General features: G+C 70.6%; 15 protein-coding genes. 9 read left to right on the top strand and 6 right to left on the bottom strand.

Annotated elements, in window-relative coordinates:
- Positions 1–57: 57 nt before the first annotated feature.
- The 6 genes from AMYNI_RS0135165 (at position 58) to AMYNI_RS0135140 (ending at position 5,919) form a co-directional block, all read left to right on the top strand.
- The gene (locus AMYNI_RS0135165; protein WP_020672803.1) at positions 58–819 is read left to right on the top strand and encodes a beta-ketoacyl-ACP reductase; all 762 of its coding nucleotides are present in this window, start codon (positions 58–60) and stop codon (positions 817–819) included.
- Between the two features lie 11 nt (positions 820–830).
- The gene (locus AMYNI_RS0135160; RefSeq protein WP_020672802.1) at positions 831–1,283 is read left to right on the top strand and encodes a MaoC family dehydratase; all 453 of its coding nucleotides are present in this window, start codon (positions 831–833) and stop codon (positions 1,281–1,283) included.
- Between the two features lie 79 nt (positions 1,284–1,362).
- Positions 1,363–2,388, top strand: coding sequence for a phosphotransferase family protein (locus AMYNI_RS0135155; protein ID WP_020672801.1), 1,026 nt, complete (start codon positions 1,363–1,365; stop codon positions 2,386–2,388).
- Positions 2,388–3,614 carry an acyl-CoA dehydrogenase family protein gene (locus tag AMYNI_RS0135150; RefSeq protein ID WP_020672800.1) on the top strand — a complete coding sequence of 409 codons (1,227 nt, stop codon included), beginning with the start codon at positions 2,388–2,390 and terminating at the stop codon, positions 3,612–3,614. The genes AMYNI_RS0135155 and AMYNI_RS0135150 overlap by 1 nt, the downstream gene beginning before the upstream one ends.
- Entirely contained in the window at positions 3,611–4,789 is a 1,179-nt protein-coding gene (locus AMYNI_RS0135145; RefSeq protein WP_020672799.1) for an acyl-CoA dehydrogenase family protein, read from the top strand. The genes AMYNI_RS0135150 and AMYNI_RS0135145 overlap by 4 nt, the downstream gene beginning before the upstream one ends.
- Positions 4,786–5,919, top strand: coding sequence for an acyl-CoA dehydrogenase family protein (locus AMYNI_RS0135140; RefSeq protein WP_020672798.1), 1,134 nt, complete (start codon positions 4,786–4,788; stop codon positions 5,917–5,919). Before AMYNI_RS0135145 ends, AMYNI_RS0135140 begins: the two co-directional genes overlap by 4 nt.
- Positions 5,920–6,008: 89 nt before the next feature.
- On the opposite strand, the gene AMYNI_RS0135135 is transcribed toward AMYNI_RS0135140, so the two are convergent.
- Together AMYNI_RS0135135 and AMYNI_RS0135130 are read right to left on the bottom strand one after the other, a co-directional pair.
- Entirely contained in the window at positions 6,009–6,569 is a 561-nt protein-coding gene (locus AMYNI_RS0135135) for a hypothetical protein (protein WP_157357577.1), read from the bottom strand.
- A 65-nt stretch (positions 6,570–6,634) separates the two neighbouring features.
- Entirely contained in the window at positions 6,635–7,189 is a 555-nt protein-coding gene (locus tag AMYNI_RS0135130) for a peroxiredoxin-like family protein (RefSeq protein WP_026361327.1), read from the bottom strand.
- Positions 7,190–7,264: 75 nt separating this feature from the next.
- Between AMYNI_RS0135130 and AMYNI_RS0135125 the strand changes: the two genes are divergently transcribed.
- Positions 7,265–7,885, top strand: a complete 621-nt coding sequence (locus AMYNI_RS0135125; RefSeq protein ID WP_020672795.1) for a TetR/AcrR family transcriptional regulator — start codon at positions 7,265–7,267, stop codon at positions 7,883–7,885.
- 42 nt (positions 7,886–7,927) lie between these two features.
- On the opposite strand, the gene AMYNI_RS0135120 is transcribed toward AMYNI_RS0135125, so the two are convergent.
- The 4 genes from AMYNI_RS0135120 to AMYNI_RS0135105 all read right to left on the bottom strand — a co-directional run bounded on the left by AMYNI_RS0135120 (position 7,928) and on the right by AMYNI_RS0135105 (position 11,741).
- Complete coding sequence (locus tag AMYNI_RS0135120) at positions 7,928–8,536, bottom strand: TetR/AcrR family transcriptional regulator (protein WP_020672794.1); 609 nt, start codon at positions 8,534–8,536, stop codon at positions 7,928–7,930.
- Positions 8,537–8,657: 121 nt separating this feature from the next.
- Complete coding sequence (locus AMYNI_RS0135115) at positions 8,658–10,214, bottom strand: acyl-CoA carboxylase subunit beta (protein WP_020672793.1); 1,557 nt, start codon at positions 10,212–10,214, stop codon at positions 8,658–8,660.
- Positions 10,207–10,992: an SDR family oxidoreductase gene (locus tag AMYNI_RS0135110; protein WP_020672792.1), complete on the bottom strand. Its 786-nt coding sequence runs from the start codon at positions 10,990–10,992 to the stop codon at positions 10,207–10,209. Before AMYNI_RS0135110 ends, AMYNI_RS0135115 begins: the two co-directional genes overlap by 8 nt.
- Positions 10,989–11,741, bottom strand: a complete 753-nt coding sequence (locus AMYNI_RS0135105) for an SDR family oxidoreductase (protein WP_020672791.1) — start codon at positions 11,739–11,741, stop codon at positions 10,989–10,991. Before AMYNI_RS0135105 ends, AMYNI_RS0135110 begins: the two co-directional genes overlap by 4 nt.
- 150 nt (positions 11,742–11,891) lie before the next feature.
- On the opposite strand from AMYNI_RS0135105, the gene AMYNI_RS0135100 reads away from it, so the two are divergent.
- Together AMYNI_RS0135100 and AMYNI_RS0135095 are read left to right on the top strand one after the other, a co-directional pair.
- Positions 11,892–12,506, top strand: coding sequence for a TetR/AcrR family transcriptional regulator (locus tag AMYNI_RS0135100; RefSeq protein WP_020672790.1), 615 nt, complete (start codon positions 11,892–11,894; stop codon positions 12,504–12,506).
- A 150-nt stretch (positions 12,507–12,656) separates the two neighbouring features.
- The gene (locus tag AMYNI_RS0135095) at positions 12,657–13,991 is read left to right on the top strand and encodes an MFS transporter (RefSeq protein WP_020672789.1); all 1,335 of its coding nucleotides are present in this window, start codon (positions 12,657–12,659) and stop codon (positions 13,989–13,991) included.
- The last annotated feature ends 3 nt before the right edge of the window (positions 13,992–13,994 follow it).

Genomic DNA, 13,994 nt, shown 5'->3' with positions numbered 1-13,994 from the left:
AGTTTTCTAAGCGCTTGCTTAGCACTCTCAGTGTCTCTCAATGAAGAGGAGGTCCCCGTGACCGAGTCCCACTCCCGCGTCGCGATCGTCACCGGAGCCGGCCGCGGTATCGGCGCCACGGTCGCGAAACGCCTGGCCGCGGACGGCTTCGCGGTCGCACTGCTCGACCTGAACGAAGACGGTGTACGCCAGGGCGCCGAGGCCATCGTGGCCGGCGGCGGCAAGGCGATCGGGGTCGGCCTCGACGTCAGCGACGCCGAGCAGGTGGATACCGCGGTGACCAGGGTGGCCGACGAGCTCGGCCCGCCCACCGTGCTGATCAACAACGCCGGGATCACCAGGGACAACCTGCTGTTCAAGATGACCGAGCAGGACTGGGACTCGGTGCTCGGCGTGCACCTGAAGGGCTCCTTCCTGATGACCCGCGCCGCGCAGAAGTACATGACCGAGCAGGGCTGGGGCCGGATCGTCAACCTGTCCAGCGTCTCGGCACTGGGCAACCGCGGCCAGGTCAACTACTCCGCGGCCAAGGCCGGCATGCAGGGCTTCACCAAGACGCTGGCCATCGAACTCGGCAAGTTCGGCGTCACCGCGAACGCGATCGCCCCCGGGTTCATCGCCACCGACATGACCGCCGCGACCGCGGAGCGGGTCGGCATGGACTTCGAGACCTTCAAGAAGGCCGCCGCCGAGCAGATCCCGGTGCGCCGGGTCGGCGAGCCCGAGGACATCGCCCACCTTGCCTCCTTCCTGGTCAGCGAAGGCGCCGGGTTCATCTCCGGCCAGGTCATCTACGCCGCCGGCGGGCCGAGGGACTAGGGGGCGAAGCGATGCGGGTTTTTTCCGGAGTGGACGAGTTCGCGGGCGTGGTCGGCGAACACCTCGGTTACAGCGGCTGGCACACCATCACCCAGGAGCAGGTGCAGCTGTTCGCCGACGCGACCGGCGACCACCAATGGATCCATCTCGACACCGAGCGGGCCGCGGCGGGCCCGTTCGGCGCGACCATCGCGCACGGCTACCTCACGCTTTCGCTGATCCCGTTCTTCGGCAAGGACATCTACCGGGTGGAGAACCTGTCGATGGGGATCAACTACGGGCTGAACAAGGTCCGCTTCCCGCAGCCGGTGAAGGTCGGCTCGAAGGTGCGGGCCGGCGCGGAACTGACCGAGGTCACCGACGTCACCGGCGGGGTGCAGGCGGTCGTGCGGTGGACCTTGGAGATCGAGGGCGAAGCGAAGCCGGCGTGCGTCGCGGAGACGGTCGCCAGGCTGATTCGCTGAACACCGGTCACAACCGTCCGAGACGGTCGCATTGTGCGACATACCGACCAGTCGGTACTGTACTGGCATGGAGGGCCAGATGAACCAAGCCGACCCGCCGGGCCTCGATCTCGGGCGCCTGCGCGAACATCTCGACCAGCACCTGCCAGGGCTGGTGACCGGCTCGCTCAGCGGACGGCGCGTGGAGGGCGGCCGGTCCAACCTCACCTACGTGGTCGACGACGGCCGGTCCAGCTGGGTGGTGCGCCGTCCGCCGCTCGGGCACGTGCTGCCCACCGCGCACGACATGGCGCGGGAGCACCGGGTGATCACCGCGCTGCACCCGACCGCGGTGCCGGTGCCCGAGACGCTGCTGCTCTGCCAGGACGCGGCCGTGCTCGGCGCGCCGTTCTACGTGATGGAGTTCGTCACCGGCACCCCGTACCGCAGCGACCAGGAGCTGATCGCACTCGGCCCGGAACGGACGAGGGCGATCGCGCTGTCACTGGTGGACACCCTTGTCGACCTGCACGCGGTCGATCCGGCCTCGGTGGGCCTGAGCGATTTCGGCCGCCCGGAAGGATTTCTGGAGCGCCAGCTCCGCCGCTGGAAGAAGCAACTCGACGGCTCCCGCAGCCGCGAGCTGCCCGGCATCGAGGAACTGCACGAGCGGCTGGTGGCCAGCCTGCCGGTGTCACCCGATCCGGCGATCGTGCACGGCGACTACCGGCTGGACAACGTGCTGGTGGACTCCGACGACCGGATCACCGCGGTACTGGACTGGGAGATGTCCACGGTCGGCGACCCGCTCACCGACGTGGCGCTGCTGGTGGCCTACGCCCAGCGCGGTGACCTGAACCTGAAGATGGTCTCGAACGTCAGCGCCGCCCCCGGCTATCCCGGTTCGGACGAAGTCGTCGCGCGCTACGCCGAACGCTCCGGCCGCGACGTCTCCGCGCTGAACTGGTACGTCGGGTTCGCGTTCTTCAAACTGGCAGTGATCTTGGAAGGCATCTACTACCGCTTCAGCAAGGGCCAGACGGTCGGCGCGGGCTTCGCCGAAATCGGCGCGGGCGTGACCCCACTGGTGGAACGTGGCAACGAAACCCTACAAAAGGGGCACTGATGGATTTCTCTTACGACGCCAAGACCGAGGAGCTGCGGGAGCGGTTGCTGGCCTTCATGGACGAGCACGTCTACCCCGCCGAACCGGTGTTCCACCAGCAGCTCGAGGAACGCGAAAACCCCTGGGCGAGCGTGCCGATCGTCGAAGAGCTCAAGGCCGAAGCGCGCAAGCGCGGGCTGTGGAACTTCTTCCTGCCCGGCGAGCACGGCCCAGGACTGACCAACCTCCAATACGCACCCCTGGCCGAGATCACCGGCCGCAGCCCGAGCCTGGCGCCCACCGCGCTGAACTGCGCGGCGCCGGACACCGGCAACATGGAAGTGCTGGCCATGTTCGGCACCCCCGAGCAGCAGAAGCAGTGGCTGCGACCGTTGCTGGACGGCGAGATCCGGTCCGCATTCGCGATGACCGAGCCGGACGTCGCCTCGTCCGACGCGCGCAACATCGCCACCAGGATCGAGCGCGACGGCGACTCGTACCTGATCAACGGGCGCAAGTGGTACATCTCCGGCGCGATGAACCCGGACTGCAAGATCTTCATCGTGATGGGCAAAACCGATCCGGACGGCGAGCCGCACCGCCAGCAGAGCATGATCCTGGTGCCGCGGGACACCCCCGGCCTGCACGTCAAGCGCGGCATGCGGGTGTTCGGCTACACCGACGGCGACCACGGCGGGCACGCCGAGGTGATCTTCGACGACGTCCGGGTGCCGGCCGAGAACCTGCTCGACAGCGAGGGCAGCGGGTTCGCGATCGCCCAGGCCAGGCTCGGACCCGGCCGGATCCACCACTGCATGCGGCTGATCGGGATGGCCGAGCGGGCGATCGAGCTGATGTGCCGGCGCACCATGTCGCGCAGCACCTTCGGCAAGCCGATCGCGCAGCAGGGCGTGGTGCAGGACTGGATCGCCGAATCGCGGGTGCGGGTGGAGCAGCTGCGGCTGCTGGTGCTCAAGACCGCGTGGCTGATGGACACCGTGGGCAACCAGGGCGCGCACACCGAGATCCAGGCGATCAAGATCTCCACCCCGGCCTCGGTCGAATGGATCCTGGACAAGGCGATCCAGGCACACGGCGCGGGCGGGGTGAGCCAGGACTTCCCGCTCGCCGAACTGTGGACCGGTGCCAGGATGCTGCGGCTGGCCGACGGGCCCGACGAGGTGCACAAGCGCTCGCTGGCCCACCGCGAGCTGAAGAAGTACCGCCAGGAAGGCGGTTCGCGATGACCCCCGAGCAGCTTCGCGAACAGGTCCACGAGTTCCTCGCCGGGCACGACCCGGCGAGCACCGACCGGCTGGAGTTCCTGCGCGCCCGGTTCGACGCCGGGCTGGCCTGGGTGCACTTCCCCGCCGGGCTCGGCGGCCAGGGTGCCCCACGTGCCCTGCAGGCCGTGGTGGAAGCCGAGTTCGCGGCGGCAGGCGCGCCGGACAACAACCCGCGCCGGATCGGCATCGGGCTCGGCATGGCGGCACCGACCATCCTGAACTTCGGCACCACCGAGCAGAAAGCGCGCTTCCTTCGTCCACTGTGGACTGGCGAGGAAGTGTGGTGCCAGCTGTTCAGCGAGCCGGGCGCCGGTTCCGACCTCGCCGCGCTGGGCACCCGCGCGGTCCGCGACGGCGACGACTGGGTGGTCACCGGGCAGAAGGTGTGGACCTCGGTGGCACATATCGCGCGGTTCGCCATCCTGGTCACCAGGACCGACCCGGACGTGCCGAAGCACCGCGGCATGACCTACTTCATCTGCGACATGACCGACCCCGGGGTCGAGGTCCGGCCGCTGCGCCAGCTCACCGGCGAGGCCGAGTTCAACGAGGTCTTCCTGACCGGCGTGCGGATCCCGGACGCGCACCGGCTTGGCGAGGTGGGTGCCGGCTGGCAGGTCGCGCAGACCACGCTGATGAACGAGCGCGTCGCCATCGGCGGCAACGCGCAGCCCCGCGAAGGCGGCCTGGTCGGCATCGTCGCGGAAACCTGGCGCGAACGGCCGGAGCTGCGCACCGCCGAACTGCACGACCGGCTGCTCCGGCTGTGGGTGGACGCGGAAACGACCAGGCTCGCCGGTACTCGGCTGCGCCAGCAGCTCGCGGCCGGGGCGCCGGGTCCGGAGGGCTCGGCGATGAAGCTGGCGTTCGCCCGGCTGAACCAGCAGCTCTCCGGGCTGGAGGTGGAGATGCTCGGTGAAGAGGGGCTGCGGTACGACGACTGGACCCTGCGCCGCCCGGAGTCGGTGGACTTCATCGGCCGCGAAGCCGGGTACCGGTACCTGCGCGCGAAGGGCAATTCCATCGAAGGCGGCACCTCCGAGGTGCTGCGCAACATCATCGCCGAACGTGTGCTCGGGCTGCCGTCCGAACCGCGGGTGGACAAGGACGTCGCCTGGAAGGACCTGCCACGATGAACGCGCAGAAGGATGCCGACCTGCTGTACTCCGAGGTCGAGCAGGACCTCCGGGCGAGCGTGCGCGACCTGCTGGCCGACCGGGCCGACGCGGCCAAGGTGCTGGCCAGGGTGGAGAGCGACGAACCGTACGACCTGAAGCTGTGGCGCACCCTGGCCGCCGACCTCGGTGCCGCCGGGCTGCACGTGCCCGAGGAACTGGGCGGGCAGGGCGCGTCCACCAGGGAGACCGCCGTGGTGCTGGAGGAGCTGGGCCGCAGCCTCGCGCCGGTGCCGTTCCTCGGCAGTGCGGTGCTGGCGACCTCGGCACTGCTCGGCGCGGACACGGCACGGCCGGAGGTGGCCGAACCGCTGGCGAAGCTCGCCTCGGGCGCGCTGCTCGGCGCGCTGGCCGTGCCACTGTCCACTTTGCCCAGTGCGAGCTTCCCGGGTTCGGTGCGGGCGGAGGCGGACGGCACGCTCACCGGCCGGGCCGGCACCGTGGCCGACGCCTCGGTCGCCGAGTTGCTGCTGGTGCCCGCCGTCGGGCCCGACGGTCCCGGGCTGTACGCGGTGGACGCGGGTGCGAACGGGGTGACCGTCACCGGGGTGACCTCGTTGGACCTGACCCGCCCGGTCGCCGACGTGACGCTGGCGAGTGCGCCGGCGCGGCTGGTGGCCGGCCCGGAGCACGCGGCGGCCGCGGTCCGGCACGCGCTCACCGTCGGCGCCGGGCTGCTCGCGTCCGAACAGCTCGGCGTGGCGCAGTGGTGCCTGGACGAAACGGTGCGCTACGTCAAGGAGCGCTACCAGTTCGGCCGCCCGGTCGGCTCGTTCCAGGCGCTCAAGCACCGGCTGGCCGAGCTCTACCTCGACCTGGTCTCCGCGCGGGCGGCCGCCCGGTACGCGGCGGACGCGCTGGCGACCGGCAGCGAGGACACCGCGGTGGCGGTGGCCATCGCGCAGGCGTCGTGCTCCGGCATCGCGGTGCACACCGCCGAAGAGGCCATCCAACTGCACGGCGGTATCGGGATGACCTGGGAACACCCCGCGCATCTTTATCTCAAGCGCGCCAAGGCCGACGAGATCGCCCTCGGCACCCCAGGCCGCCACCGCGCCGCACTGGCCAGGCTGATCGATCTCCCCGCCTGACTGACGTCGTGAGTGGAAAGTGTTCCCGGCGTCATGCGGGACACCCGCACCCGGGCTAACACTTTCCACTCACGACCACGGACCAGCGGTTATCCGAGGTCGGCGCCGCTGGCGATCTCGACCTGCGAACGGAACAGGTTCCATTCGGTCTTGGTGATGGCGGCGGCCTCCGCGCAGATGCTCTGCGCCTCGGCGCGCAGCGGCGGCGGTGGCGGCTGCGCCGAGCTCAGGCCGTAGCACGGAATCGACTGCCCCACCTGGGAAAAGTCGGCATCGACCTGGTCGGCCGCGGAGATGACGGCGCCGTGGCGCAACTCGTCCATCGCGCGCAGCCGCTCCGCGGTGCCGGCGGCGACCTTCGAGGCCGCCTTGAGCGCCGAGCCGCAGGCCTTGTCGGTGAGCGGAGTCTCCAGGGTGCACCGGTCCAGGTTCCCGTCCACGTCCGGGTACTGCTCCGCGGCGGCCCGGTACGCCTCCGCCGCCTCGGGCATCAGTTCCGGCGTCGGCTCCGGGCTCGGCGTAGACGATGGCGATGACGATGACGATGAAGACGGAGCGGGCGGCGGGCTCTGCGGCGGCGGCTCGCTCCCGCAGGAGGCGAGCAGCATTCCGGCGACCCCGGCCAGCATCGCGTGGTGAACCCGTCGCATGTTCGCCCCTTCCTTCGTCACGGCGACGCTAGCGCCTCCGGGCCGGGACGGGTCCCGAAACGCACCTACGCGCGGGCCAGTTCCAGCAGTTCGTCCACGGACCACTGGTCGTAGACGTGCTCCCCGTACTTCACGGCGCGCACGCGGCCGTCCGGGGCGATCAGGAAGTCCGCGGGCAGCCCCAGTCGCCCGCCGTCCGGGCTTGGCGCTGGCGACGGGATGCGCTTGGCGATCATCGCGGGCACGGAGGTCGCCACCGCACGCAGGATGTGCGGCCAGGCGCGCGGGTCCAGCAGCGAGCGGCGGGCCGACTCGACGCCGAACTCGGTGTAGAGCCGCTTGCCCGGATCGGCGACCACCGCGAAGGGCAGCTCGCTGACGTGCTCGCGGAGTTCGTCGGCGGGTGAGTGGAACAGCACCACCTCGGTGACACCCGCAGCCTCGATCTCGTCGTGCCGTCGCACGATCGAGCGCAGGTGGAGGTTGCACACCGGGCAGCCGGCGAACCGCCGGAACTGCAGGTGCACCAGCCGGTCCTGGTGGGGCACCTCGACCGGTCCGCCGGACACCGTTTCGAGTTCGCGTGTGGACACCACGTCGCCGGTTCTCTTCCCTGGCACGGATTCACCTCGTCATTTTAGGCGTGCGCTGTACGCTTACGAAGTTATGCGCGCACGCTGTACGCTGTCAAGGCCATGCCTCGCCCTCGCTCACTGACCCACGCCGGGATCGCCGCGGCCGCGCTCGCGGTGATCGACCGGGACGGCCTCGCCGCGCTGTCGATGCGCGCGGTCGCCGTCGAGCTCGGCATGGGCACGATGTCGCTGTACCGCTACGTCGAAGACCGCGAACAGCTCGAAGCGCTGGTCGTCGACAAGGTGCTGGGCGAGGTCGACACCGTCGCGCCCAGCCGCGGGCCATGGCCGAAGCGGGTGACGGCGCTGGTGGAACGGATGCGCGACGTGGCGGGCGCACACCCCCAGCTGGCGCCGCTGCTGATGGCCCACCGCGACCGGTCCGCCGCGTCCTGGCACTGGACCGAGTCGGTGCTAGGCGTGCTGACCGAAGCGGGTTTCACCGGCAGGAACAGGGTGATCGCGTTCCGGACCGTGCTGAGCTACCTGTTCGGCTCGCTGCAGGCCGAACTGCTCGGCCCGCTGTCCGGCGCGGGCACGGCCACCCTGGCCGCGCTCTCCCCAGAGGACTTCCCGCTGCTCTCCGAAACCGCCACCGCCGCCCGGCGCCTCGGCGACGCCGAGAGTTTCCGCCGGGGCCTGGCCGCGGTGCTGCGCGGCCTGGATCCCACCACCGGCTGACGCTGCGACCAAAGGGCAAAAAGCCGGCTATTTGCCCTTTGGTCAGGGGCGAAGGGAGTTGAGGAGGAGGTCGGCGAAGTGGTCGGCCACCTCGCGCGCGGTCAGCGCGCCCGTGCTCCGGTACCAGAAACCCAGGTGGTGCACCGAGCCGAAGAAAAAGTCCACCACCAGTTCGGCGGGCTGGTCCGCGCGGAACTCCCCGGACCGCTGGCCTTCCTCGACCAGCGCGCGGAACCGCTCGTGGTAACGGCGGCGCTCGGCCCGCACGGCCTTCTGCTTCTCCGGGGTGAGCTGGTGCATCGACCGCATGAAGATCTTGGTGTCGTCCAGGTTGGCGATACTGCTGACCACCACATCGGCGGCGGCGGTGCGCAGCCGATCCCGCAGCGGGGCGGTGCCGTCCGCCACCCGCTCCAGCTGCTCGGTCTGCGCCCGCAGCACGCGGCCGTAGATCTCGGAGAGCAGATCGTCCTTGGAGTCGAAGTAGTGGTACATCGCCCCCTTGGTGACCCCGGCGGCGACCACGATCTCCTGCACGGAGGTGCGGTCGAAACCCTTGTCGGCGAACAGCTTCGTGGCGACCGACAGCAGCCGCCGCGGCACCGAGTCCTCCGGCTCCGGGACCGCTTTGTCCGTACCAGCTTCCGTCATGCGCCCGCCCTCCTCGTGCATCGCCACCCCGATCGACCAGCGTACCGAGAGGAACCCCGAGCACCCCTCAACTGGGCCGTACGGTGACTTTTTGTACCAGAGTCGCCACTCCCAGTAGCAGTCAGGGCCTGGTGCCGAAGGAAGGGCGGCCGAGCAGTTTCGGCAGCACGCGGTAGGCGTCGTGCACCCATTCGCACAGGCGCCGGCGGGTTTCGCGGGGGTCGATGATGTCCTCGACGAGGAACTTCTCCGCGGTCCGGAACGGCGAGCGGACCCGGTCCAGCCGTTCGCGGATCGCCTCGATGTGCTCCGCCGGGTTCGGCGACGCTTCGATTTCCGCCCGGTAGGCCGCCTCGATCCCGCCTTCGACCGGCAACGAGCCCCAGTCGCCGGACGGCCACGCCCACCGCCGGACCAGCCGGTGCCGGTTGGTGATGCCCGCGCCGCCGACCCCGAACACCCGGCGGACGATCACCTCGGCCGCCGGCACCCGTGCCTGGTAGACGGCGGTGATCGCGCGAGCGCCGTGCCGGATCGAGCCGCGCTTCTCCCCCGCCAGTCCGATCACCATGCCGGCCTGGTCGGTCAGGCTGACCACCGGCAGGTGGAAGGTCTCGCAGAGGTCCACCAGCCGGGTGATCGCGTCCGCCCCGTCGGCGGTCAGCGTCGCGCCGCGGTAGGGGTCCGTGGCCAGCACGCCGACCGGGTGACCGTCCAAACGCGCCAGTCCCGTGTAGGCGGAACCGCCGTAACCCGCGTAGTCGAACACCGAGCCCGCGTCGAAAACCCCGTCCAGCAACGGCCGCAGCTGGTACGGACGACGCCGGTTCCGCGGCACCAGCGACAGCAGCGCCTCGGCACGACGCTCCGGATCGTCGTCCGACGCCGTCACCGGCGGTAGCTCGTCCACAGTGGACGGAAGGTAGCCGAGGAAGGCACGGATCAGCTCGAACGCCTCGGCCTCGCTGCCGGCCAGCCGGTCCACCGCACCGCTGCGCCGGTGCACGCCGGCGCCGCCGAGCTCCTCCTTGGTCAGGTCCTCCCCTGTCGCGTGCTTGACCAGCGGCGGCCCCGCCACGAACAGCTGCCCGGCGCCCTCGACGAGTACGCACAGATGGGCCATCACCGCCCTGGCCGCGCCGAGCCCGGCCACCGGGCCGAGGCAGGCGGCCACCACCGGCACCGCGGAGAGGTTGTCCACCACCAGATCCCAGCCCGGGTTGGCCGGCACATAGCTGAAACCGTGCTGCTCCAGCATTTTCACGCTGCCGCCGCCACCGGTGCCCTCGATCAGCCGGACCAGCGGCATGCCGAGCTCGTTGGCGAGACGTTCGGCGTAGACCTGCTTCTCCATGATCCCGGCGTCGGCGGCGCCGCCGCGCACGGTGAAGTCATCCCCGCCGACCGCGATCCGCCTGCCGTCCAGCCGTGCCGTGCCGACCACGAAGTTGGCCGGAGTGAACTCGGCGACCCTGCCGTCCTCGTCGTGCACGGCGAGCCCGGCCAGCGCGCCGACCTCGTCGAAACTGCCCGCGTCGACCAGCGCCTCGATCCGCTCGCGCACGGTGAGCCTGCCCGCCGCGTGCTGCCTGTCGACCTTCCGCTGGCCGCCCAACCGCGCGGCCAGCTCCCGCCGCCGCGCGATCTCCTCGACCTCCTGCCGCCAGTCCTCACTCACCGAGCGACTGCTCCACCTTGCGCTGGAGCTTGTTCATCCCGCCAAGCCAGCGGTCGGTCTGGGTGGCGCGGGCCTCGTAGTAACCGGCCACCTCGGGATGCGGCAGCACCAGGAAGCGCCGCTCCTCGATCGCGCGCAGCAGCTCGTCGGCCACCTGCTCCGGCTCGATCGCGGACGCGCCCATGATCAGCTCGCCCGCCTCGCCCGCGTCCGCGAGCATCCTGGTCCGCACGCCCTGCGGGCAGATCGCCTGCACGGTGATCCCGCGGTGCCGGTAGGTCGCGCTCAGCCATTCGGCGAAGGCCAGCGCGCCGTGCTTGGTGACCGAGTACGGCGCCGAGCCGAGGCTGGTGAGCAGCCCGGCCGCGGAGACGGTGGCGACGAAGTGCCCGCGGCCCGCCGCCAGCCAGTCCGGCAGCAGCGCCTTGGCCGCCCGCACATGGGCCATCACGTTGACGTCCCATGCCTGCGCCCAGACGTCCTCCGGGGTCTCCGGCCCGCCGTGCGGCGCGATCCCGGCGTTGGCGCAGAACACGTCGATCGTGCCCAACTCCTCGCGCGAGCGCGCCAGCAGCCGCGCCAGCCCGTCCTCGGTGGCGACGTCCCCGGCGAAGGCCACTCCGCCGATCTCCCCAGCCACCGCGGTGGCCGCATCGCCGTCCAGGTCCGCCACCACCACACGGGCTCCTTCGGCGACGAACCGGCGGGCCAGTGCCGCGCCGATCCCGCCGCCGCCACCGGTGACGACGATCCCGGCATCCTTCAGCCCGGCGCTCACAGGCCACCGACCAGGGTGACGCCGCCGTCCAGCACCAGGGTCTGGCCGGTGATCCAGCTCGCCTCTTCGGAGAGCAGGAAGGCGACCGCACTGGCGATGTCCGCGGGCACACCGAGCCGTTTCATCGGGTACGCGGCGGAAACCTCTTCCTCGCGACCTTCGTACAGCGCGGTGGCGAACTTGGTCTTCACCACGGCCGGCGCGACCGCGTTCAGCCGGATACCCGGCCCGAGCTCGGCGGCCAGCTCCACGGTGAGCCGGATCAGCGCGGCCTTGCTCACCCCGTACATGCCGATGCCGGGCGAGGCGTGCAGGCCCGCGATCGAGGCCACGTTCACCACCGAGCCGCCGTGCTCGCCCATCCAGGCGTCGCGGGCGGCCCTGGTCCAGGCCAGTGGCGCGAGCACGTTCACCGCGAGGATCTTCGCCGCCGCCTCCTGCTCGATGTCCAGCGTCGGGCCGAACACCGGGTTGATCCCGGTGTTGTTCACCAGCATGTCGAGCCGGCCGAAGGCGTCCACCGCCTTCGCCACGGCGTCCTGCTGGTGCGCCGGGTCGTCCGCCTTGCCCGGCACCGCCAGCGCGACTTCCGGCCCGCCCAGCTCGGCGACGGCCTCGGCCAGCGGTTCGGGCTTGCGTGCGGTGATGCACACCTTCGCGCCCCGCTGGACCAGTTCCTTCGCGATGCCGAGGCCGATGCCCCTGCTCGCGCCGGTGACCAGTGCGACGCGGTCCTTGAACGAGTTCACGGCGGCGGTTCTCCTCTGTGCTGGTTGACGAACAATGCGACCGTACGACTAAGCGCTCGCTTACAATGGGAAGGCGCGGCCACCGGTGTCAAGGGCACCGCGGGACAGCGGCCCGCACCGGCAGCACGAGAGATGGGGCAGGATTCCGCCATGACCATGTCGTTGTCCGCGGAACTGTGGCCGGACGTGCAACCCGAGGCCGCCCGGCGGCTGATGCTGGCCGGCGTCGAGTCCTTCGCCAAGCGCGGCTACCACGCGACCACCACCCGGGACATCGCGGGCGGCGCCGGGATGAGCCCGGCCGCGCTCTACGTGCATTTCCCCTCCAAGGCCGCGCTGCTGTTCGCGATCAGCAAGTACGGGCACGAGCAGACGCTCGCACTGGTGGAGGCGGTGGCCGCGCGCAAGGGCCCGCCGCCGGAGCGGATGGCCAAGCTGGTCGAGGACTTCGTGGCCTGGCACGCCCGCCGGCACACCGTGGCCAGGGTCGTGCAGTACGAGCTGCAGGCGCTGCCGGACCACGAGTACGAGATCGTCGCCGAGCTGCGCCGGCGGATCGAGCAGCTGGTCCGCGAGCTGATCGTGGAAGGCAGCGAGAACGGGGACTTCGTGGTCGGCGAGCCGAAGACGGCGGCCCGCGCGGTGCTCTCGCTCGGGGTGGACGTGGCCCGCTGGTACAGCGACCGGATGCGGAAGACACCGAGGGCACTCGGCCGCGAGTACGCGGACCTGGTGCTGCGGATGCTCGGCGCGTCCCCGTCCTGACGGCTCACCGAATCACCTCCACTGGTCCGGCTGCGGCCAGCCTGGCATACCAACCGGTCGGTATCTATCGGGATGAGACATTGACCACATACTAAGCGGTTGGTAACTTCGGCGGACTTCTAGCCCGCAGTGACCGGAGGTAGAAACGCCATGAACGACGCTTCCACCACTTCCAACCGGCAACGCAAACGGGCCGCCACCGCGGCCGCACTCGCCTCCGCGGTCGAGTGGTACGACTACTTCGTCTTCGGCATCGCCGCCGCGCTGGTGTTCGGCAAGACCTTCTTCCCGGCGGCCAACCCGGTCGCCGGCGTACTCGCCTCGTTCGCCACCTTCGCGGTGGGCTTCCTGGCCAGGCCGCTGGGCGGCATCGTCGCCGGCCACCTCGGCGACCGGTACGGCCGCAAGCCGATGCTGGTCGCCGCGGTGGCGATCATGGGGGTCGCCACCACCGGCATCGGGCTGCTGCCCTCCTACGCCTCGATCGGCATCGCGGCGCCGATCCTGCTGGTGCTGCTGCGGCTGGTGCAGGGCATGGCGGTCGGCGCCCAGTGGGGCGGGGCGATGCTGATGGCCACCGAATACGCACCGCCGGGCAAGCGCGGGCTCTACGGCAGCATGGTGCAGCTGGGCGTGCCGATCGGGGTGGTGCTGGCGAACTCGGTGTTCCTGCTCGCCGAGCAGGCCGCGCCGCCGGCGGACTTCCTGTCCTGGGGCTGGCGGATCCCGTTCCTGATCGGGGTGCTGGTGCTGGTGCTGGCCTGGTTCATCCACACCCGGGTCGAGGAGACCCCGGAGTTCCGCCAGGCGGAGGCCAAGTTCGCGGCCGAACAGAGCGGGCGCGCGACGTCGCCGCTCCGGCTGATCCTGCGCGGCCACCTTGGCACGGTGCTGCTGGCCGGCGGGTCGTTCGCGGTCAACACCGCCACCTTCTACATCCTGATCACCGGCACCCTGGACTACACCACGCGCCACCTCGGCATGGCCCGCGGCCCTGTGCTGGCCACCACGCTGCTGGTCAGCTGCACCCAGCTGGCGATCATCCCGCTCGCTGCGGCGCTGTCCGACCGGATCGGCCGGATCCGGATCTACGCGGCTGGCGCGGTCGGGCTGCTGCTCTGGGCGGTGCCGATGTTCCTGCTGATCGACACCAAATCGCTGGTGGCGCTGGCGATCGGCTCGTTCGTGGGCAGCGTGTTCCTCAGCATCATGTACGGCCCGCAGGCCGCCTTGTTCGCGGAGTTGTTCACCCCGAAGATGCGCTACACCGGGGCGTCGCTGGGCTACCAGCTCAGCGCGGTGGTCGGTGGGGGGCTGGCCCCGTTCATCATGGTGCTGCTGCTGGAGTCGACCGGCACTTCGATGGCCGTCTCCGGGTACATCATGCTGCTCGCGATCGTCGCGCTGGCTTCGATCGCGGTGCTCGCCAAGCGAGCCAGTGCCACGAAGCCGCTTGCCAAGGACGCGGCCACCCCGCGAGAGTAGGTG

Origin of the sequence: Amycolatopsis nigrescens CSC17Ta-90, from assembly GCF_000384315.1 — a bacterium.
GTDB lineage: Bacteria > Actinomycetota > Actinomycetes > Mycobacteriales > Pseudonocardiaceae > Amycolatopsis > Amycolatopsis nigrescens.
Note: the sequence above shows the minus strand (reverse complement) of the source record. Positions and strands in the feature narration are given on the sequence as shown.

Coding starts and splice junctions, on each gene's coding strand:
- AMYNI_RS0135160 (WP_020672802.1), top strand. CDS start 831: ATGCGGGTTTTTTCCGGAGTGGACGAGTTCGCGGGCGTGGTCGGCGAA.
- AMYNI_RS0135155 (WP_020672801.1), top strand. CDS start 1,363: ATGAACCAAGCCGACCCGCCGGGCCTCGATCTCGGGCGCCTGCGCGAA.
- AMYNI_RS0135150 (WP_020672800.1), top strand. CDS start 2,388: ATGGATTTCTCTTACGACGCCAAGACCGAGGAGCTGCGGGAGCGGTTG.
- AMYNI_RS0135145 (WP_020672799.1), top strand. CDS start 3,611: ATGACCCCCGAGCAGCTTCGCGAACAGGTCCACGAGTTCCTCGCCGGG.
- AMYNI_RS0135140 (WP_020672798.1), top strand. CDS start 4,786: ATGAACGCGCAGAAGGATGCCGACCTGCTGTACTCCGAGGTCGAGCAG.
- AMYNI_RS0135135 (WP_157357577.1), bottom strand. CDS start 6,569: ATGCGACGGGTTCACCACGCGATGCTGGCCGGGGTCGCCGGAATGCTG.
- AMYNI_RS0135125 (WP_020672795.1), top strand. CDS start 7,265: ATGCCTCGCCCTCGCTCACTGACCCACGCCGGGATCGCCGCGGCCGCG.
- AMYNI_RS0135120 (WP_020672794.1), bottom strand. CDS start 8,536: ATGACGGAAGCTGGTACGGACAAAGCGGTCCCGGAGCCGGAGGACTCG.
- AMYNI_RS0135100 (WP_020672790.1), top strand. CDS start 11,892: ATGACCATGTCGTTGTCCGCGGAACTGTGGCCGGACGTGCAACCCGAG.
- AMYNI_RS0135095 (WP_020672789.1), top strand. CDS start 12,657: ATGAACGACGCTTCCACCACTTCCAACCGGCAACGCAAACGGGCCGCC.